General features: G+C 72.2%; 17 protein-coding genes and 3 pseudogenes. 9 read left to right on the top strand and 11 right to left on the bottom strand.

Annotation, left to right across the window (positions count from 1 at the left end; genetic code table 11):
* The 3 genes and pseudogenes from ACZ6EM_RS39565 to ACZ6EM_RS39555 form a co-directional block, all read left to right on the top strand.
* Nucleotides 1-275: pseudogene (locus tag ACZ6EM_RS39565) on the top strand (hypothetical protein); the annotation flags it as partial.
* 303 nt (nt 276-578) lie between these two features.
* Nucleotides 579-1,745: a serine hydrolase domain-containing protein gene (locus tag ACZ6EM_RS39560; RefSeq protein WP_465774596.1), complete on the top strand. Its 1,167-nt coding sequence runs from the start codon at nt 579-581 to the stop codon at nt 1,743-1,745.
* 140 nt (nt 1,746-1,885) lie between these two features.
* Nucleotides 1,886-3,064 (top strand): serine hydrolase domain-containing protein, encoded by a 1,179-nt coding sequence (locus ACZ6EM_RS39555; RefSeq protein ID WP_465774595.1) that lies wholly within the window; start codon nt 1,886-1,888, stop codon nt 3,062-3,064.
* Between the two features lie 97 nt (nt 3,065-3,161).
* On the opposite strand, the pseudogene ACZ6EM_RS39550 reads toward ACZ6EM_RS39555, so the two are convergent.
* The 3 genes and pseudogenes from ACZ6EM_RS39550 to ACZ6EM_RS39540 all read right to left on the bottom strand — a co-directional run.
* Nucleotides 3,162-3,554, bottom strand: a pseudogene (locus ACZ6EM_RS39550) (response regulator); the annotation flags it as partial.
* Complete coding sequence (locus ACZ6EM_RS39545) at nt 3,533-3,874, bottom strand: ATP-binding protein (RefSeq protein WP_401054994.1); 342 nt, start codon at nt 3,872-3,874, stop codon at nt 3,533-3,535. The pseudogene ACZ6EM_RS39550 and the gene ACZ6EM_RS39545, both read right to left, overlap by 22 nt.
* Before the next feature lie 66 nt (nt 3,875-3,940).
* Nucleotides 3,941-4,138 (bottom strand): hypothetical protein, encoded by a 198-nt coding sequence (locus ACZ6EM_RS39540; protein WP_401054993.1) that lies wholly within the window; start codon nt 4,136-4,138, stop codon nt 3,941-3,943.
* Between the two features lie 1,042 nt (nt 4,139-5,180).
* Here ACZ6EM_RS39540 and ACZ6EM_RS39535 point away from each other — a divergent pair.
* Nucleotides 5,181-5,462 (top strand): helix-turn-helix domain-containing protein, encoded by a 282-nt coding sequence (locus ACZ6EM_RS39535; protein ID WP_401054235.1) that lies wholly within the window; start codon nt 5,181-5,183, stop codon nt 5,460-5,462.
* Nucleotides 5,463-5,747: 285 nt separating this feature from the next.
* On the opposite strand, the gene ACZ6EM_RS39530 is transcribed toward ACZ6EM_RS39535, so the two are convergent.
* The 3 genes from ACZ6EM_RS39530 to ACZ6EM_RS39520 all read right to left on the bottom strand — a co-directional run bounded on the left by ACZ6EM_RS39530 (nt 5,748) and on the right by ACZ6EM_RS39520 (nt 8,380).
* Complete coding sequence (locus tag ACZ6EM_RS39530; RefSeq protein WP_401054233.1) at nt 5,748-6,128, bottom strand: CBS domain-containing protein; 381 nt, start codon at nt 6,126-6,128, stop codon at nt 5,748-5,750.
* Nucleotides 6,129-6,287: 159 nt separating this feature from the next.
* Nucleotides 6,288-7,811 (bottom strand): DEAD/DEAH box helicase, encoded by a 1,524-nt coding sequence (locus ACZ6EM_RS39525; RefSeq protein WP_465774594.1) that lies wholly within the window; start codon nt 7,809-7,811, stop codon nt 6,288-6,290.
* Between the two features lie 365 nt (nt 7,812-8,176).
* Entirely contained in the window at nt 8,177-8,380 is a 204-nt protein-coding gene (locus ACZ6EM_RS39520) for a cold-shock protein (protein ID WP_030918248.1), read from the bottom strand.
* Between the two features lie 503 nt (nt 8,381-8,883).
* Here ACZ6EM_RS39520 and ACZ6EM_RS39515 point away from each other — a divergent pair.
* Nucleotides 8,884-9,111 (top strand): hypothetical protein, encoded by a 228-nt coding sequence (locus ACZ6EM_RS39515; protein WP_209415310.1) that lies wholly within the window; start codon nt 8,884-8,886, stop codon nt 9,109-9,111.
* Between the two features lie 544 nt (nt 9,112-9,655).
* Here ACZ6EM_RS39515 and ACZ6EM_RS39510 read toward each other — a convergent pair.
* The 4 genes from ACZ6EM_RS39510 to ACZ6EM_RS39495 form a co-directional block, all read right to left on the bottom strand.
* The gene (locus ACZ6EM_RS39510) at nt 9,656-10,891 is read right to left on the bottom strand and encodes an SPFH domain-containing protein (protein ID WP_401053352.1); all 1,236 of its coding nucleotides are present in this window, start codon (nt 10,889-10,891) and stop codon (nt 9,656-9,658) included.
* 52 nt (nt 10,892-10,943) lie between these two features.
* Entirely contained in the window at nt 10,944-11,108 is a 165-nt protein-coding gene (locus ACZ6EM_RS39505; RefSeq protein WP_401053353.1) for a hypothetical protein, read from the bottom strand.
* A gap of 566 nt (nt 11,109-11,674) precedes the next feature.
* Nucleotides 11,675-13,354, bottom strand: coding sequence for a serine/threonine-protein kinase (locus tag ACZ6EM_RS39500; protein ID WP_452180390.1), 1,680 nt, complete (start codon nt 13,352-13,354; stop codon nt 11,675-11,677).
* Between the two features lie 61 nt (nt 13,355-13,415).
* Nucleotides 13,416-15,047 (bottom strand): alpha/beta hydrolase, encoded by a 1,632-nt coding sequence (locus tag ACZ6EM_RS39495; protein ID WP_465774593.1) that lies wholly within the window; start codon nt 15,045-15,047, stop codon nt 13,416-13,418.
* A 324-nt stretch (nt 15,048-15,371) separates the two neighbouring features.
* On the opposite strand from ACZ6EM_RS39495, the gene ACZ6EM_RS39490 reads away from it, so the two are divergent.
* Both ACZ6EM_RS39490 and ACZ6EM_RS39485 read left to right on the top strand, forming a co-directional pair.
* A complete protein-coding gene (locus ACZ6EM_RS39490) occupies nt 15,372-16,058 on the top strand; it encodes a response regulator transcription factor (RefSeq protein ID WP_401053564.1) in 687 nt (228 codons plus the stop codon).
* The gene (locus tag ACZ6EM_RS39485; protein ID WP_401053566.1) at nt 16,055-17,311 is read left to right on the top strand and encodes a sensor histidine kinase; all 1,257 of its coding nucleotides are present in this window, start codon (nt 16,055-16,057) and stop codon (nt 17,309-17,311) included. The genes ACZ6EM_RS39490 and ACZ6EM_RS39485 overlap by 4 nt, the downstream gene beginning before the upstream one ends.
* 1,048 nt (nt 17,312-18,359) lie before the next feature.
* Here the strand turns inward: ACZ6EM_RS39485 and ACZ6EM_RS39480 are convergent.
* Nucleotides 18,360-18,554 (bottom strand): hypothetical protein, encoded by a 195-nt coding sequence (locus ACZ6EM_RS39480; RefSeq protein ID WP_401054142.1) that lies wholly within the window; start codon nt 18,552-18,554, stop codon nt 18,360-18,362.
* Between ACZ6EM_RS39480 and ACZ6EM_RS39475 the strand changes: the two are divergent.
* Both ACZ6EM_RS39475 and ACZ6EM_RS39470 read left to right on the top strand, forming a co-directional pair.
* Nucleotides 18,486-18,716 (top strand): annotated as a pseudogene (locus tag ACZ6EM_RS39475) (site-specific integrase); the annotation flags it as partial. The gene ACZ6EM_RS39480 and the pseudogene ACZ6EM_RS39475 overlap by 69 nt on opposite strands.
* A gap of 16 nt (nt 18,717-18,732) precedes the next feature.
* Nucleotides 18,733-18,936: hypothetical protein (locus ACZ6EM_RS39470; RefSeq protein WP_465774597.1), on the top strand; the 204-nt coding region annotated here is incomplete at its 3' end.

The following is an 18,936-nucleotide window of genomic DNA, read 5'->3' as shown; positions in this document are numbered from 1 at the left end:
CGGGCACCGTGACCAACACCGCCACCGCCCACGGAACCCCACCCAGCGGCCCGCCCGTCACCTCACCCCCCGCAACCGCCCGGATCACCGCGACCAGCACACCGGCACCCCTGCCGACGCAGCCCCCGAAGCACCCGAACGAGCTGCCGAACACGGGCACCGAGGAACTGCTCTACGCGACCGGCGCGACCCTGCTGGTCGGCCTCGGCACACTGGCCCTGGTCTCCGCCCGTGCCATCCGCCGCCTCCCGAGGCCTCGCTCCGGCAGGCAGTAGGCCGGCCGCACGCCGACCGACGGAACCAGCCCCCGGGCAGCCCGGTGCCGGCCAAGGGGCCGCAGGTTCACCTCCCGTCGTCCTGACCAGCTCTTCGCAGGCCGGAGGCCGTTCCCACCCGATGGCGGGAACGGCCTCCTTCGTTGAGACGGCGCAGGAGCACGGTCCTGCCCGGGGGCGTCTCCCGGAGCCAGCTCCCAGGTTCGGTCTCGTCCTGGGTGCGGACGAACTCCCCCACCTCTGAATGGTCCTCTTGACCAAGGCCGGAAATCACCGGAACGGTCCATTCAGAGGGGTTCCTCCGTGTACGAGCACACACCGCACACCCGCGTCCGCCGTTCCCGCCGGGGCGGCCGGCACCGGGCGGTGGCGGCCGTGACCGCCGTGGCCGCCGGTGTCCTGGCGGCCGGGGCGCTGGCACCGAGCGCGGCGTTCGCGGGCGGCAAACCGGACGGCGTCCAGCAGAGCCTGAACGCGCTGGTGAAGGACGACGGCCTGCCCGCCGCACTGGCCTCCGTGAAGGGCCGTGACGGCCGCACCCGCACCTACACCGCGGGCGTCGGCGACCTCGCCACCGGGGCCAAGCCCCCCGTCGACGGGCAGGTACGGATCGGCAGCAACACCAAGACCTTCACCGCCGTCGTCGTCCTCCAGCTCGTCGCCGAGGGAAAGGTCGGCCTCGACTCTCCCGTCGAGACCTACCTGCCGGGGCTGCTGCGCGGCGACGGCATCGACGGACGCGACATCACCGTCCGTCAACTGCTCCAGCACACCAGCGGCCTGCCCGAGTACGTGGACAAGGACTCCATCCTCACCGGCCCGAACCGGTACTACGAACCGCGCGAGCTCCTCGACGCGGCTCTGGCCCAGAAAGCCCACTTCGCCCCGGGCACGCGCTGGGAGTACAGCAACACCAACTACCTGCTGGCCGGCCTGATCATCCAGAAGGTCACCGGGCGGCCGCTCGGCGAGGAGGTCAACCGGCGCATCGTCGACCGCATCGGTCTGCGCCACACCTACTTCCCCACCCCCGGCGACACCACCCTCCACGAGGCCCACCCCAAGGGCTACAACCGGGAAGCCGACGGCTCGCTCCGCGACTACACGGAGCTGGACCCGTCCTGGGGTTGGGCGGCAGGCGCCGTCGTCTCCACCCCCAGTGACCTCACCCGCTTCTACACCGCGCTCCTCGGCGGCCGGCTCCTGCCCCCGGCGCAGCTCGCCCAGATGCGCACCACCGTCCCCGCCGACGAGGTGGGTCCCGGCGTCCGCTACGGGCTGGGCCTGGTGAGCCATCCGCTGTCGTGCGGCGGCCTGTACTGGGGCCACGGCGGGACCATCCCGGGCTACTACACCGCCGGGGGCGCCACCGACGACGGCCGCGCCGCCGGCATCGCGGTGACCGTGATCCCGGGCGACGAGGCCGAGCAGCACGTCAAGGCCACGGTGGACGCGGCCCTGTGTCGCTGACCCCGCGGACCCTCCCCGGTCCGGCCTGAGCATCCGCGATCCGCACCGGCACCACCAACGGGTTCCGCGCGCCCCGGCACGCCTCGGCGCGCGGAACCCGCACAGCCCGGCAATTCCCCCTTCAGCAGAGGAGTTCCTCCGTGAACGAGCACACACCGCACACCCGCGTCCGCCGTTCCCGCCGGGGCGGCCGGCACCGGGCGGTGGCGGCCGTGACCGCCGTGGCCGCCGGTGTCCTGGCGGCCGGGGCGCTGGCACCGAGCGCGGCGTTCGCGGGCGGCAAGCCGGACGGCGTCCAGCAGAGCCTGAACGCGCTGGTGAAGGACGACGGCCTGCCCGCCGCACTGGCCTCCGTGAAGGGCCGTGACGGCCGCACCCGCACCTACACCGCGGGCGTCGGCGACCTCGCCACCGGGGCCAAGCCCCCCGTCGACGGGCAGATACGCGCCGGCAGCAACACCAAGACCTTCACCGCCGTCGTCGTCCTCCAGCTCGTCGCCGAGGGAAAGATCGGCCTCGACTCTCCCGTCGAGACCTACCTGCCCGGCCTGCTGCGCGGCGACGGCATCGACGGACACGACATCACCGTCCGTCAACTGCTCCAGCACACCAGCGGCCTGCCCGAGTACATGGACGCCCCCGCCCTCTCGGACTTCACCACCGTGCAGTACCGCTACTTCGAGCCCCGCGACCTCCTCGACGGCGCCCTCGCCCAGAAGGCCCGCTTCCCCGCGGGAACCAGCTGGGAGTACAGCAACACCAACTACATCGTCGCCGGACTCCTCGCCCAGAAGGTCACCGGACGGCCGCTCGGCGAGGAGATCACCAAGCGCGTCATCAACCGCATCGGCCTGCGCCACACCTACTTCCCCACCCCCGGCGACACCACCGTCCACGAGGCCCACCCCCACGGCTACTTCCGCAGCACGCCGGACGCTCCCCCGGTCGACTACACCGACATGGACACCTCGATGGCCTGGGCGGCCGGGGCGGTCGTCACCACCAACACCGACCTCAACTCGTTCTTCGCCGCGCTCCTCGGCGGCCGGCTCCTGCCCCCGGCACAGCTCGCCGAGATGCGCACCACCGTCCCCGCCGAACTCCTGGGCCCAGGTGTCCGCTACGGTCTGGGCCTGCAGAGCAGGCCGCTCTCCTGCGGCGGCCTGGCCTGGGGCCACGGCGGCACCTCCCCCGGCTACCGCTCCCGCGGCGGCGTCACCGACGACGGCCGCGCCGCCACCATCACGGTCACCACCGTCCCCGGCGCGGACGGCGCGCAGCACATGGCGGAAGCCCTGGACGCGGCCCTCTGCCGCTGACCCACCCCTCGGGCCGGCTCCCGCGCGCGGGGGCCGGGCACCGGACGGCCTCGCGGCTCGGGGAGACTCGGGGCAACCGGCCCGCTCCGCCCGGCTTCAGGCGCGGCGCCACCGCGGCCTCCCCCGTGTGCACCGTGCGCACGGCGGCCGAGAGCTCCTCGGGGGAGCAGTCCTTGGGCAGGAACCCGGACGCGCCGGCGCGCAGGGCGGCCACCACGTACTCGTCCATGTCGAAGGTGCTCAGCGCGAGGACCCGGCACTCGGGCAGTTCCCGGGTGAGCCGCTCGGTCGCCTGGACCCCGTCGAGCACTGGCATCCGGATGTCCATCACCACGACGTCGGGCCGGTGCCGGTGCGCGAGGTCGACCGCCCGCTGCCCGTCGACGGCCTCGGCGACCACGTCGAACGCCGGGTCGGGGGACAGGATCAGGGCCAGGCCCCGCCGCACCAGCGGCTGGTCGTCCGCGATCAGTACCCTGATCCGCTCCAGCGTTTCCGTCTTCCGAGCCGCTCCTCACCGTCGACCGGCGCCACCGGCAGGCTGGCCACCACCCGGAAGCCACCACCGTCCACACCGCCTGCCACCAGGCTGCCGCCGTGCAGCGCGACGCGTTCGCGCATTCCGATCAGACCGTACCCGGTGCGGCCCGCCCTCGGTCCGGCCGCACCGCCCGCCCCCGCCAGGGCGCCCACCGGTGTGTCGGCCGACGCGGCGGTGCCGTTGTCGGACACCTCGACGGTGATCCGGTCGACCGGTGGAGCCCGCAGCGGCCGGGGCAGGGCTGGTATCCGCCGCGCTGGGCCGGGCACGTCCGCCTGACCTGTGACGCCGCCGCACGCGCCTTCCGATCCGGGAGCGTGGCGGGCCGGCTCGGCCTAACGGGCTCCCGGCGGGCGGTCGCCGTGCTGCCCGGTGGTGTCGATGGCGTCGCGCAGGGCGGGCAGGTCCGTGATGGCGGCCTGCTCGGCGAAACGGGCCAGAAGCCGGCACAGGACCCGCTCGTCCCGGTCGCGGACAGCTTCGGCGATGGCCACCGCCGGCGACGCCTGGGCATGGGGCTCGGGGGTGCGCACCTGTCGCACTACCTGCGGCCCTTCCACCGCTCGCCTCCCGCTCACTCGTCGTCCTGGCCGCCGGGCGCGGCGTCCTCCGTCCTGGCGCGGCTGCGGCGACCGGCCGCGCCCTGTCCGGAGCGGAGACTACCTCCCCGGCCGACACCGCAAAATCTATGCCCGCCGGAGTAGACATTGCCGCACACTGTGGTTAATGTTTCTCTCGTAGACGAGGTCGAGCGGTATCCGCCAGACACGAACTGGCGGGCAGCAGGAAAGAAGTTCGCAGGTCGGCACGGTTGCAGGGCCCTGAAGCCAGGGATGGTGCAGTAAGGCGACAGGACCGGTGGCCGGGCCGGGCGGCCCGCAGGATCAGGGGCCGCCGCCCAGCAGTACCGCATTTCGGTAAATGCATTACCAGCAGGTGAAGTTGAGTTGCGCAGTACCGGCAGTCGCAGTACGCGGTATCCCGGTGAAGGCGCCCAGACTGCGGGCGCGCGTGCTGGGAGTCCGGCAGTGGGGTTCCAAGCCGAACGGTTGAGCAGGACGGGCGACGGGGCTGACTGCCGGAACCGGCGGACCACCAGGACCGCCACAGCAGCACCGGGTAGTTGGCACTACCACGCAGTTCGCAGTACCAGCAGTACCGCAGTTCCGAGCAGTTCGCAGTACCCGGCAGTTGGAAGTACCCGCAGTTCGCAGTAATCGGTCAGTACAGAAGATGAACGGAGGGGACAGAGCGCCATCAGGATCGCCCGGCCCGTGAGGCATCACCCGGGCGGATTCCGAAGACCCCAAGGCAAGGACGGTGGTTTCCGGTCACGCATACGCGATCCCCGCACGCTCCCTCCCCCGGGGGCGAGGCGGACATGAGGAAGTCGGCCACAGGCCGGCAGATGGTGTAAAACCCTTCGGGGCCCCGGGAGCCGCAACGGCCCCGGGGCCCCTCAGCGCGTCCCCGGACAGAACAACAAGAAGAGGTGCAGTGACCACGGCAACCATCCGACCCCACACCCCCGACGCCGTCAGCTCGTTCGACGATGACGACTACCCCGCCTACACCATGGGCCGCGCCGCCGAGATGACCGGCACCACCCCCGGCTTCCTGCGCTCGCTCGGCGAGCAGGGCCTCATCACCCCCCTGCGCTCCGACGGCGGCCACCGCCGCTACTCCCGCTACCAGCTTCGGATCGCGATGCGCGCCCGCGACCTCGTCGACCAGGGCACCGCCATCGACGCCGCCTGCCGCATCATCATCCTCGAAGACCAACTCGAGGAAGCCCTGCGCATCAACGAGCAGCTCCGCCACTCCCAACACGGCCAGGAACCCGCCGCCGACACCTGACCCAGCCATCCAGGCCGACGAAACCGGCCCGCGGTGAGCAGCAGGTGCCCACCGCAGGCCGCCCGGGACACGAGCCCCTCGGTTCCGGTTCGCCGGCCGACCGTTCTCCACCGGCCCGGCCGCCCGACACCCTGCCTCACGGCGCGGACCACGCAGACCGCTTCCGCGCAGGGGGATTCCAGGTTCGCGTGAGGCCGCACCGGCCCGGCGCATCCGCCGGTAGGGGCGAAGCGCGCTGCGGGCGGATACCGCGATGGCCGGCGCGTCGGCGCCGACGCGCCGGGCCTAGAAGCGGAGCAGGCCGATGGCGTGGCCGTCGTGGTCCACCACCGGCCACACGGCCAGGCCGCGGGAACGCATGGCGGCGGCCGCGGTGGCGGCGGGCATGTCGGCGGTGGCGAACGGGGCCCGGTCGAGGACTATGTCGCGCACCGGGGTGCGCTCGGTGGACCGGGAGCGGGTCTGGAACGGCGCCAGGTGCAGGCGGGTCAGCAACCCCGCGCAGCGGCCGTCGTCGTCGCGGACCAGGAGGTGGTCGGCACCGGAGCTCTGCAGGATGTCCATCGCCATGTCGACCATGACGTCGTCGCTGATCTGCAGCTCCGGGCATTTCATGAGGTCGCCGACCGTGGCGGTGGTCGCGGGGCATTCGAGGGTGATGGTCATGGGCAGACTCCTTCGCGTATCCACCGCCGGGACCGGCGGTAGTCAGGGCACTGGCGGTGGAACGGCCGGCGGGTGTGCCGGAGCGGGCCGAGACTGCTCTCCGCTTGGTGAGTGGTGGGGGCCCGGACTGCGGCGGCAGTCCGGGCCCCCACGTACGCGCTAGGCGGAGAGGGCGACGCGGCGGGGTGCCCGGCGGCGGCCGGAGGAGCCCTGGTTGTCGCGGCCCGTGGCGGTTGCGCGGGCGTCGGCTCCCGCGTAGGCGGGGCGGCTGCGGCGGCCGCGGCTCGTGGACGCGCTGCGGCGGGGGCGTTCGACGACGGGGGCGGCGATCACCGTGGGGATACCGGTGGGCACGCGGGCGCCGGTGATGCGGGCCAGTTCCTCGTCGCCGGCGCTGACCCGGGTGGTGACGGGGGTGATGGCGGCCGTGGTCATCATGCGGGCCATCTCGCGGCGCTGGTTGGGCAGCACCAGCGTGACGACGGTGCCGGACTCCCCCGCGCGGGCGGTGCGCCCGCCGCGGTGCAGGTAGTCCTTGTGGTCGCTGGGCGGGTCCAGGTTGACGACCAGGTCGAGCCCGTCGACGTGGATGCCGCGCGCGGCGACGTTGGTCGCGATCAGCGCGGTGACCTGGCCGGTGCGGAACTGCTCCAGGGTGCGGGTGCGCTGGGGCTGGGACTTGCCGCCGTGCAGGGCCGCGGCCTTGACCCCGTTCGCGAGGAGGTCCTCCACCAGGCGGTCCGCGCCGTGCTTGGTGTCGATGAACATGATCACCCCGCCGTCACGGGAGGCGATGTGGGCGATCGTGGCGTTCTTGTCGAAGTTCTGCACGTGCAGCACGTGGTGCTCCATGGTGCTGACCGCACCCGCCGACGGGTCAACCGAGTGCGTGACCGGATCCTTCAGGAAGCGCCGCACCAGGCGGTCGACGTTGCGGTCCAGGGTCGCGGAGAACAGCATCGTCTGGCAGCCCTCGGCGACCTGTTCGAGAAGTTCGGTGACCTGCGGCAGGAAGCCCATGTCGGCCATCTGGTCGGCCTCGTCGAGCACCGTGATGCCGACCCCGTCCAGCTGGCAGTCGCCCCGCTGGATCAGGTCCTTGAGCCGGCCGGGCGTGGCCACCACGACCTCCGCACCCCGGTTCAGCGCCTGCGTCTGGCGGCCGATCGACATTCCGCCCACCACCGTCGCCATCCGCAGCCGAACCGCATGCGCGAACGGGGTGAGGGCATCGGTGACCTGCTGCGCGAGCTCACGGGTGGGAACCAGCACCAGGGCCAGCGGCCGGCGCGGCTCGGCCTTCTGCCCGGCGGTCCTGGCCAGCACGGCGAGACCGAACGCGATGGTCTTGCCGGAGCCGGTACGGCCACGTCCGAGGACGTCACGGCCGGCCAGCGAGTTCGGCAGCGTCGCGGCCTGGATCGGGAACGGCGCCGTGACACCCTGCCGGGTCAGCACCGACAGCAGGGCCTTGGGCATGTCCAGTTCGGCGAACGCCTCGACGGCCGGGAGTGCCGGGGTGGTGCTCACCGGCATCGCGAACTCGCCCTGAGCGGAGGAGCCCTGACGGGAGCTCCGGCCCCCGGAGGGCCGGTCACCGTAGAAGGTGCTGCCGCCGGAGCGGGAGGAGGCCGAGGAGCGGGAGGAGGCGTTCTGGTACGAGGAGCGACTGGAGCGGTTCATGCGAAACCTTCCTGGGACGGCACGTCGCAAGGAGGCTCCGCAGCGCGAGGCGCCGGCAGGAAGCCGCAAGGAACGGGCCGAAGCGTGAAGAGCGGGGCGTGGACGGTGAAACCGTGCGGCACGTCACCTCAGGTCGACGCTCACCGCGGAGGGCGGGAGCGAAGATCCTCGAACCGTGGGATGTCACGGCAGGGCGCCGATCCGGACGCGGCGCCGGGCGTCTCGCGTGGGGATGGCCGCCGGTGGCGGAGCCAGGGGGCCTGAACGGCCGGGGAATACGTGGTGGAGCAATGCCGAGGGGCCCGCACCGGGCATCATGTACGCGGTGCGGGCCCCTCGCTACCAGGCGGGTGCCGTGGCAGAAACTACAGCGGACGAATGTTCTCGGCCTGCGGGCCCTTCTGGCCCTGCGTGACGTCGAACTCGACCTTCTGGCCCTCGAGCAGCTCGCGGAAGCCATTGGCGTTGATGTTCGAGTAGTGGGCGAACACGTCAGGACCGCCACCCTCCTGCTCGATGAAGCCGAAGCCCTTTTCCGCGTTGAACCACTTCACAGTGCCATTAGCCATAAAGAAATCTCCTTCAAGGGGCTGTCCGAAACCCGCACAGCGCGCGCTTCGAGTCGCCGCGATGAGCACCCACCCGGGGAAGAGCCGGGAAACAAAAAGGCGCCTGCGATACATCAGCAGGCGCACACAAAGTTCATGGGAACCACTACTGCAACTACAACGACTCTAGCAGGCCCCAGCCCGCCACGGGCGGATATTGCACCCCCGGTTCCGCGAGGCCCCTCCCCGGGGCCGCCGATCGCGAGGCACCGGGACCATCAACACACATGGAGAGCAGCCTCGTTGAGCATGCCTCCCGCCCTGTCGGCGCCGCCGACGCCAGGGAGGGGAGGGCGGCCGAAGCGGGCGCGGAGCGCCTGCCCTGGCCGCGAACAGCGAGGCGTCACGCCCGCCGGCGCCATCCGGGGGCCCGTTGGACAGCGCACGCGACATTCCTGTCGAACTCCGAAATGAAATGCACCGGAAGGACCCGCTCCCGCAATTTCCGGCGCATACTGCAGGGAATGACGAAATCTGCAGCAGTCCGCCGCGTCCTGCCCACCAGCCCCTTCAAGGCCCGGATCGAAGCACCGCGCAAGCACTTCGCCGTCGGCGACCGCGTCACTCACGACCAGTACGGCCTCGGCCGGGCCATCGGCGTGGAAGGCGACAGCGACATCGCGGTACTCGTCGACTTCGGATCGCGGCGGGAACGCATCACCCAGCCCTACGCCGCCATGTTCAAACTCTGACCCAGGACTCACGCGTTCGCGGCCGAGCTCGCCCAGGGCGGTGCCGAGCAGCAGTGCGGCCCGCGGGTCGAAGCCCTGCCGCAGTGCCGCTTCGGCCAACTGCCTTATCTGGCCGAGGTCGTGGGCGTAGTACGCCAGAGCGGCCGATCGCAACAGCAGCTCGGCGCCGCGCTCCTCTTGTCCGCCCCCGCGCAGGCCGGGGTGATCGTCCCGCAGGTCCACCAGGCCGGCATCATCATGGACGACGCAGCCGGCTTCCCGCCCGGACCCACCGTCACTGCTTCGGTCTGTGCCCCGACCGCAGGCGAACGGGGGCGCCACCGCTCGGTGGCGCCCCCGTTCTGCCCGCCGCGCGAAAGCCGGACGCCCGGCGTCGCCCGGCCTATATCCACACGCATGCTCGGGCGCCTCATCGTGGACTTCCTCACCGCGTCGACGAACAGACCGTCATCGGGGCGGGCATCGGGGCGGCCGCGCTGACCGTGCCCAGCTGGCCGGCTCACTGCGAGCCGGCCTCGACGACTCTCGCGGCGGAGTGTCCGGGTCAGCTCCGGTCGGGGAGCCGGGGCGTGGAGCGGCCGTTGACGTTCGGGTCGGCGGCCGATGCGCCGGTCGTCGAAGCCGTCGAGGTCACTGAGGGCGCCGCGGAGTGCTGGAGGGATCGTAGGATGGCCAGCCCCTGGCTGGCGATGCCGGCCGCGATCTGGTTCACCCCGTCGGTGCCGTTCAGGACGGTCAGATCGGCGCCCGCCAAGCCCCGGGCCGCCGCGTCGGCGAGTGTGGGGAGGGCCTCCACGATCCGGTTGGCCGCGATCAGCTCCTGGTTGCCGTCCCGCAGCGACGCCGCGCGGGCGGCGTTGGCGTCCGCCTGGGCCTGGGCCAGGGTCCGTTCCGTGTAGGCGCCGGCGTCGGCCTCGAACTTCACCCGGTCGCGGTCCGCCTCGGCCAGCGTCCGCTTCCGGTAGGCCTCGGCGTCGGCCGGGCGCCGCACCTCCGCCTCCAGCCGCTGCGCCGTGAGCGCCGCATTGCGCTGCGCGAGGGCGGTCTGTTCCTCGGTGACCTCCTGGGTGGCTCGTGCCTCGGCGAGCGGCCCGGCCTGGGCGGCGCGCGCCCTGGACTGCTCGGTCTCCGCGAGGAAGCCGGCCCGCTTGATCGCGGTGTCCCGCTCGTACTCGGCCTTGAGCGCGGCGGCCTGCTGCTCCCGTTCGCTCGCCTCCTGGTCGGCCCTGGCCTGGGCGATCCGGGCCTGACTGGCCACCGCCGCCGCGTGCGGCGCGGCGAGGTTGTCGATGTAGCCGGTGGTGTCCTCGATCTCCTGGATCTGCAGGGCGTCCACCACGATGCCGAGCTTCTCCATCTCGCCGTGACTACCTGCCATGACCTCCTGGGCGACCCGGCTGCGCTCCCGGATGATCTGCTCCACCGTCAGCCCCCCGACGATGGAGCGTAGGTGGCCTGCGAAGATCCGTCCGACCAGTTCCTGCATCTGGTTCTGCTCGGACAGGAAGCGCCGGGCGGCGTTGGCGATCGACACGGCGTCATCGCCGACCTTGAAGACACAGACCGCGCGGACGGTGAGCCGGATTCCCTGCTGGGTGACGCAGTCCTCGGCGATCTCCGACTCCTGCAGGGCCAGGGACAGCATGCGGGCCTTCTGCTTGACGGGAACGACGAAGCTCCCGTGGCCCGTGACGATCCGGAACTGGGTGTCCTGCGACTGTCGCTTGGAGCCGGAGATGAGCATGGCCTCGTTGGGCGCGGGCACGTGCCAGAACAACATGACGAACCACCTGACCTGCAACAGATTGACGAGGGCCGCGGGACCCCCGGACTCAGGGCGGCAGCGGCTCGACCAGCACCGACCGGGCGGAGATCGTGTCGACCACGACCACCCGAGTGTTGACCGCGATCGGCCCGGCGGACCAAGCCGCGAACGCCTCCGACCCGCCGCGCAGGCCGACCAGCACCTCGCCCGGCCCGTCCGTCGGGATCGGCACCGTCACCCTCCCGACAGCTCCGACCGGGCTCTGCTGGGAGTCATCAGCCGCGCACATGACACCTCGTGCCGTGCGGCACCACGGCGCAGTGGGCGGCCGGAACACGAACGGCCACGGGCGGCACCCCTCCTGGAGGCACCGGGCCCCCGGTCGAGTCCTTCGGCAGAATGCCTGCGAGCAGCGCGCGCCGCGCGACCACCCCGACCCCTCCCACGGTACTCCGGCCGCAGCAGGGAGGCGTTTCCCGGGTACCCGGCTCGGATCTCCGGCCCGGGAGTCCCGACCCGGCGCCGACCGGACCCGGCTCGGAGGCTGGGCCACCAACCGCCCGGATCGGCGGATTTCCAGGCCGCCCGGATGACGTCGACACCGTCGTCAAGGCGGCGAGCGGCTGCTGCGCGCGTGCTGTGGCCCGCACCTGGTGCGCCTCGCCGCCGGCTACGAGCGCCGTCCGTTCGGGGTCGAGGAGCTGTGGGCGGGGCAGATGGACGGGAGACTCCTCACCGCACACGCCCGCCGCGTTCGCGGCTCATGCTCCAGCGACGGCCGCCGGATGGGAGCGGAGGTCAGCCGTCGCTGCGGTAGTGGTCCATCGAGACCTTCACCGGGCCGTTGCCGGTCACGGAGATGACCCGCACGATCGCTATGGCGTGAGTGCTTCTCGATCGCACGCAGAAGGCTCGGCCGGCCAGCAGGTCACTGAAGTCGAGGGCCGTCGCCGGATGCCGGTCGATGGCCGTCGAGCAATCGGTCGGGGTGGGCCGGCCGCTGGGGGTGACGGCGGCGTCGCTTCCCGTCGGGATCAGGAACTCGTTGGCGTTGTGCCCTACGGACCACTCGGTGGACTGCGCGGGGATCAACTTGCCGGTCTCGATGTCGAAGTCGTAGGAGTCGTCGGGTGCGGTCAGGATTGCATCGGTGTACGCCGCGGTGTACGTGGCCGGGCTCGCCGGGTCGGACGGCCTCGGGCCGTCGGCCGCCGGTGCCGGCGTGTCCGGGCCGGTGTCACCGGCCGTCGGGCTGTCACCGGCCGATCCCGTGGCTGCGAGGATCCGGTCGAGCTTGTGGGACAGGAGCACGCCGCCGACCGTGCCGCCGAGAGCCACCACCAACGCCGACAGCAGCAGTACCGTCTTCCAGGTCGCGTCCTTGCGGCAGGGCTTGCCCACCGCGGGTGTCGCGGGAGCGGCGACGGTCGGCAGTGGGGGCGGAAGCAGAGCGGTCGGCACCTCGGGCAGGGGCTGCGCAGCGCCGTCGGAGCCGGGCGGGGCCTGGACGGCGACGACGTCGGGGGAGAACGCGGTGGCCAAGTCCTGCGGCAGGTCGGAGCGGCGGGTGATGTCGGTGCTGACCCGAGCGGGCAGCCAGTCGTCGGCGAAGCGCAGCCCGCCGCCCGCAGCGGGGTGGTTGCGGGCGGCCTCGATGATCTCGGCGGGGGTCGGCCGGTCTTCGGGCTGCTTGGCCAGGCAGCGCAGCAGCAGCGCGTGCAGGTCGCCCGGGACACGGCCGAGATCCGGCTGCTCGTTCACCACCCGGTACAGCACCGTGGTCTCCGGTCCCTCGCCGAACGGCTGGGTGCCGCCGGCGGTGTACGCCGCCAGCGAGCCCAGCGCGAAGACGTCCGTCGCGGGCGTGGCCGGCTGGCCCAGGGCCTGCTCGGGCGCCATGAAGGCGGGCGAACCGATCCGGAAACCGGTGCCGGTCAGCGCGACGGCGTCGGCCGCGCGGGCGATGCCGAAGTCGATCACGCGCGGACCGTCGGCCGCGAGCAGCACGTTGGCGGGCTTGAGATCCCGGTGCACCACCGCGGCGCCGTGGATCGCCTGCAGCGCCTCCGCGATCCCGCCTACCAACAGCAGGACCGTGCGCACCGGTAGCGCACCGTGTTCCCGGACCACCTGTTGCAGCGACGGGCCCGGAACGTACACGGTGGCCAGCCAGGGCACGTCGTCGTCCGCGCCGGAGTCGATCACCTGGGCGGTGTACAGCCCATGGATCCGCCGGGCGTTGGTGACCTCCTGGGCGAAGCGCCACCGGAACTCCGTGTCCTGCGCGAACTCCGGCCGGACCGTCTTGAGGGCCACCGGCCGTCCACCGGGTGTGCAGGACAGATAGACCCGCCCCATGCCGCCTGCTCCGAGCCGGGCGTGCAGCCGGTAGCCGCCCACTTCGGCCGGGTCGTCGGGCTGCAGGGGCTGGAAGAGTGTTGACGCGGGCAAGGAGTCCAGGGACATGTCGATGGGCACGTGGAAGGTCTCCAGTGGTGCGAGCGGTGAGCGGGGGCGACGCGACGGGAGTCGCGGCCGTTCAGCAGGTCGTCCCGCTCGGAACCGGCTTGAGGTCGATGAGGTAGGCGTCCACGGCATTGGTGACGCAGGCGTTGCCGCGGCCGTAGGCGGTGTGGCCGGACCCCTTGTAGGTGAGCAGCATGCCGCCGGGCAGTTGGGCGGCGAGGCCCTGCGACCACTGGTAGGGCGTGGCCGGGTCGCCGGTGGTGCCGACGACCAGGGCCGGGGGCAGGCCTTCGGCGTTCACGCGGTGCGGCTGCTGCCGCCCGGCGGGCCAGTCCTTGCAGGTGAGTTCGGCGAGCACGGCGGAGGTGCCGAACACTCCGGCCTCCTGGTTGGCGCGCTCCAGCAGGTCCCAGTAGGGCTGCGGGTCCCTCGGGTGTGGCTGGTCGAGGCAGTTGACGGCGGTGATGGCGACGGAGGAGTTGCCGGGGGCCTGCTCCGGGGCGGTGTTCGGGTCGGATCCGGTGTCGGAGCTGTCGCCCCGGGCGGACCGGACGTGCGTGGTGGATTTGCCGGATATACCGGGGCTGGCGATCTCGGCGAGTTTCGTCCCGTCGCCGCCCCGCGCGGCGCGCAGCGCCTCGGACAGGTCCTGCCACTGGGACTCGGGTGAGTACATCGACTTGGTGAGGGCGGCGAGCAGCATGTTCTGGTCGAGCCGCTCGGTGGTGCCCTTGATACGCAGCGGGTGCTTGGCCGTCCGCCGGTGCAGGTCGGTGATCACCTTGTGGATGCCGTCCGGGGTGGTGGCGGGGCAGGCGTCGTGGACCGCGGTGGCGCACTTCTGAGCGTAGTCGTCCACCGACTTCCGGAAGGCTTTGCCCTGCTGGAGGGCGGCCTCGGACCAGTCGAGTGAGGGGTCGACGGCGCCGTCGAGGACGAGCGCGCGGACCCGGTGCGGGAACAGTTCGCCGTAGACGGTGCCGAGGTAGGTGCCGTAGGACCAGCCGAGGTAGCTGAGCTTCTCGTCGCCGAGGGCCGCGCGCAGCACGTCCATGTCGCGGGCCGCGTCCAGTGTCCCGACGTGCGGCAGGATGGCTCCGCTGCGGGCCTTGCAGGAGGCGACCTGCTTCTCGGCGTCCGCGAGCGCGGCGCTGCGTTCGGCACCGGTCTTCGGATACGCACTCGTCGAGGCGGAGTCGGATTCGGGCTGGTCCTGGTCGGCGGAGTCGGAGGAGCCGCAGTCGATGGCCGGCTTGCTGCCGGCCACGCCCCGCGGGTCGAAGCCGACGATGTCGAAGCGGGCGCGCGCCCGTTCGCTGAAGGAGGAGAGGCCGCCGGACTTCAGTTGCTCGACCCCGGATTCGCCCGGTCCGCCGGGGTTGAAGACCAGGGAGCCCGTGCGCTGGGCGGGGTCCGCCGTGACGGACCTGGCCAGCGGCAGGGTGAAGGTCTGGCCGGTCTCCGGGTGCGCGTAGTCCACCGGGACGGTCAACGTGGCGCACTGCAGCTCGCCGCACGCGGTCCAGGTCGGCTTCTGCCGGTAGAAGGTCTGCAAAGCGCTCTGCTGCGCGGAATCGGTCGGCGCCGTGTCGGCGCCCTCCGCAGCCGTGTCCCCGGACGCCGGGATGCATCCGGCAAGTGCCGTGACGCCGAGTGCGGCCAGGGCCAGGATCAGGCCGGCACGCTTGCTCGTCGGGTGCTTCATGGGGGTACTCCAGAGGGACTTGGCAGGGTTGTCGCGCACGGCGCCCGCAGTGGTCAGCGGCACCGGCACCACCTCGGCGGCCCGGGGTGGCTGGGCCGAGGGCTCCATCCGCCGGGCCGCTGGCGGTCCCCGGGCGCGTGGGGGATCGCGCCCGGGGCGTCTCACGGCGCCGCGTGCCGGTCCGCCCACGTATCTCCCGGGCGAACGGCCGCGCTGCTCGGCTCCTGCCGGTTCGCTCCGCTGTGACCTCACAGATGATTGCCGGGCGAAGCTGAGGATTTGATGAGGGCGGCCCGGGCCGCCCATCGGGCTATCCTGACCGCCGTGCGAGTACTGGTGGCCGAAGACGACGATGACCTGCGGTTTGCCGTGTCCGCAGCACTGCGCAGCGAGGGGCTGGCCGTCGACGAGGTGGCCGATCTGCCGGCCGCCGACGAGGCGTTGTTCGTCACCGAATACGACTGCGCGGTGTTCGACCGGATGCTGCCCGCCGGGGACGCCGTCGAGTACGTGCGCGAGCTGCGCCGAGCCGGGCGGACCGTCCCGGTGCTGTTCCTCACCGCCCGGGACACGGTCGCCGACCGGGTCGAGGGGTTCGCCGTCGGCGGCGACGACTACCTGGTCAAGCCGTTCGCGGTGCCCGAGCTGGCGGCCCGGGTGCACAGCCTGTGCCGACGGGCGGCCACCGTCCGGCCCCCGGTGCAGCACATCGCCGACCTGGAGATCGACACCGCCCGCCGCCAGGTGCACCGGGACGGCGTGCTGCTGATGCTGACCCGCAAGGAGTTCGCCGTACTGGAACTGCTCGCGGCCCGGGCGGACCAGGCCGTACCCCGCGCCGACCTGATCGAGAAATGCTGGGACGAGATGACCGAGCCGAACTCCAACGTCGTCGAGGTGCTGGTCTCCCAGCTGCGCCGCAAGCTCGGCGACCCGCCGCTGATCCACACGGTCCGCGGCGTGGGCTACCGACTGGCGCCGCCCGGCAGCGGCGACGGCGGCCGAGGATGACGGCTGCGGCCCGGATCCGGCGGCTGCGCCGGCGACTCACCGCACTGTTCTCTCTCACCAGCGCGATCGGACTGATCGGCCTGGCGGCGTTCGCCATCCACACCGACGACAACTCCTGGAGCGACCGGCTCGACGACGCGCTCACCCTGCAGACCCGCCAGGCGATCCTGCTCCTGAGCTTCGACGACGACGGCCGGCTCGAAGCGCAGTACGTGCAGGACGGGATGGAGACCGACTGCCCGCCGGTGACCGTGGTGACCGGTACGGCCGACCAGCCCACCGTTGCCTACACCCCGCGCAAGCCCTGCGTCCGAGCCCACACCGAGGACCTGGAAGCGGTGGCCGCGGAAGCAATGCGAGAGGGATCGGCCGTCGTGGCCGACGCACACAGCGACAACGGCCACCGGATCCGGCTACTCGCCGAGCCCTACGCGGGAGCCGATGGCCAGTCGACGGCCGGCGCGGTGGTCGCAGCCGACGACACCACCGGCGACCGGGCCGCGCACCGCAAACTGGCTCTGCTCCTGGTGGCCGGCTGTGCGGTCCTGGTCGCCCTGTCCGCCGTGGCCGGGCACCTGCTCTCCGGGCGGGCGATCCGGCCGGCACTGACAGCGCTGCAACAACAGGAGGAGTTCCTCGCCGACGCCGCCCACGACCTGCGCACACCCACCGCATCGCTACGCGGCCTCGCGGAGACTGCGCTGCGCGACGACGAGCACCGCACCGCCGCGCTCGAACGGACCGTGCGCCTGGCGTCCCGGATGGGCGACCTGATCGACGGCCTGCTCACCCGGGCCCGGCTGATGGCCGGTGTCGGCACCCTGGCCAGCCAGCCGCTACGCCTGGACCAGCTCGTCGAGGTGGTCGTCGACGACGTCGAAACCGGCGAGCACCACGTGAGCGTCCACACCGAACCGGTCGTCGTGGTCGCCGATCCCGACCTGCTCCGACGGGCGGTGGCCAACCTGCTCGGCAACGCGCTCCTCCACGGCCATGCCCCGGGCCTGCCCGCAGAAGTCGACGTCACCGTGGCCGCCGACGGAACGGTGACCATCGACGACGCCGGACCCGGCATCCCCTCGGCTCTCGCCGACTCCCTCTTCCAGCGCTTCCACAGCGGCTCCGGCTCCACCGGCCTCGGGCTGTCCATCGCCTCCTGGGTCGCCCACGCCCACAGCGGCACCCTCGACGTCGGCACCAGCCCGCGCGGCGGCGCCCGCTTCACCCTCCGCCTCCCGCCCCGGACGAAGTAGGCCAACCCCGGCGATGCGCGCGCCCACGATCGGTGGGCCGCCCCATCGACACGAGTGTGCGGTGCCGCTCGCGAAGCCGGGCCGCAGCGGCAGCCTGCCGCACGGGGCGGTCGATGGACGAACGCGACTGGAACCGCTGCCCTGTTGGACAGTTGTCACGACTGGAGCCCTGTCCGTCCGGGCATACCGTCGATACCGCCGCTGGCGGGTCCGGCTGGGACTCCCCCACGAGCACAACCGGACCCCTGGCCGGCGGCCGGGCCTGGACGCGACTCCCCCCACGGAGCAGCACCCGGGCCCTCATACTGTCCAACCAGCGACACGCAGCGTACATGCCATCTCCACGGAGCGCTACCGCACACCCGGAACCCGATCCCCTGGCCTCCGAGAAGCCCACGGGGGTGCGCGACGACGTCGTTGGGGTGCACCGGCTCTCACGGCCCCTGGCCACGATGCCCTCGACGCCGACGTCCACAAGGCCCTCGTACCAGCGCAGTGCCTGGTCGCGGTCGCAGTTGGCCATCATGGCCTGCACCTGCGAGTCCGCGCCCTGGCCCGCGGCCGGACGGCCCGTCGCCGAGCTCAGCAGCCGGTAGGGCGATCGGCTGCGGCACGCCACCCGGTCGGCAGATGCGGGTCGTCCACGACCAGGGGGCTGCGCTGTGACCGACTCGGGCCGGGCTGATGCGCCCGCACCGCCGCCCAAGCTGCCGTCGTTGATGGGAGTTCGCAAAACCGGGGCTGGCGCCGCAGGCCATGCCGCCGGGGTTGACGGCGATCGGGGTGGTGACCGGCATGTCGGTCTCGCCGACCAGGCGGCCGTCGATGTACAGCTGAGCCCGGCCGGGTACGCCCTTGTCGTGGGCGATGTCGGGGGCGCCGGCCGGCAAGCGCCAGCACCGTGCGGATGGTGATCCGCAGGAAGCGCAACAGCCTCCGCCTTCACCCACACCCAACTCGCCGCCGGACGCGGCCAGGTCACCGTCCACCGCCGCCTCGCCACGCTCTCCAGCGCCCTCGGCGACGCCGTCCGCCACCGCCGGCTCCCCTACAACCCGGCCCGCCCCACAGTCATCCTGAGACCCGCGGCGGGAAGCGCCACATCTGGACCGCGCCGGATGCGATCCGCTTCCTCGACTGCTGCCACGCCACAGACCGCGCCTTCGCCGACCTCATCGAGATCCTCATCGGCACCGGCATCCGCAAAGGCGAAGCCCTCGGCCTGCACTGGAACGACGTCCACCTACCCGAACGTGTCCTCTACATCCGCTGCACGCTCTCCGTCATCGACGACAACCGCCTGATCATCACCTCACCGAAGACCCGCTCCAGCAAAGCCTGGGTCGCCATATCCCCTCGCGTCGCCATCGCGCTGCACCACCGCGCCGAGGACAAGAGTCCCTCACAATTCCGTGCGGACGATGGCGGTTTCGTCTTCCACCACCCCGACGGACGCCCCCTTCACCCCCGCCTACGTCCTCAACCACTTCCACTACCTCTGCCGCGAGTTCGGCCTCCCGCGCACCACCGTGGTGAGTCGGCCCGGGGCGCGGTGCCGGGATTGCTCCCGGTCCGTTTCCCCGGACCGCTCTCCGAACCCGCCGTGCGCCTCTCAGCGCAACGGG

Source organism: Kitasatospora sp. NPDC041917 (assembly GCF_055589745.1).
Note: the sequence above shows the minus strand (reverse complement) of the source record. Positions and strands in the feature narration are given on the sequence as shown.

What these genes read in the sequence shown, in the direction of transcription:
- ACZ6EM_RS39535 (WP_401054235.1), top strand. Translation starts at nt 5,181, where the DNA reads ATGGGCCGCGCCGCCGAGATGACCGGCACCACCCCCGGCTTCCTGCGC.
- ACZ6EM_RS39530 (WP_401054233.1), bottom strand. Translation starts at nt 6,128, where the DNA reads ATGACCATCACCCTCGAATGCCCCGCGACCACCGCCACGGTCGGCGAC.
- ACZ6EM_RS39525 (WP_465774594.1), bottom strand. Translation starts at nt 7,811, where the DNA reads ATGAACCGCTCCAGTCGCTCCTCGTACCAGAACGCCTCCTCCCGCTCC.
- ACZ6EM_RS39520 (WP_030918248.1), bottom strand. Translation starts at nt 8,380, where the DNA reads ATGGCTAATGGCACTGTGAAGTGGTTCAACGCGGAAAAGGGCTTCGGC.
- ACZ6EM_RS39515 (WP_209415310.1), top strand. Translation starts at nt 8,884, where the DNA reads ATGACGAAATCTGCAGCAGTCCGCCGCGTCCTGCCCACCAGCCCCTTC.
- ACZ6EM_RS39510 (WP_401053352.1), bottom strand. Translation starts at nt 10,891, where the DNA reads ATGTTGTTCTGGCACGTGCCCGCGCCCAACGAGGCCATGCTCATCTCC.
- ACZ6EM_RS39495 (WP_465774593.1), bottom strand. Translation starts at nt 15,047, where the DNA reads ATGAAGCACCCGACGAGCAAGCGTGCCGGCCTGATCCTGGCCCTGGCC.
- ACZ6EM_RS39485 (WP_401053566.1), top strand. Translation starts at nt 16,055, where the DNA reads ATGACGGCTGCGGCCCGGATCCGGCGGCTGCGCCGGCGACTCACCGCA.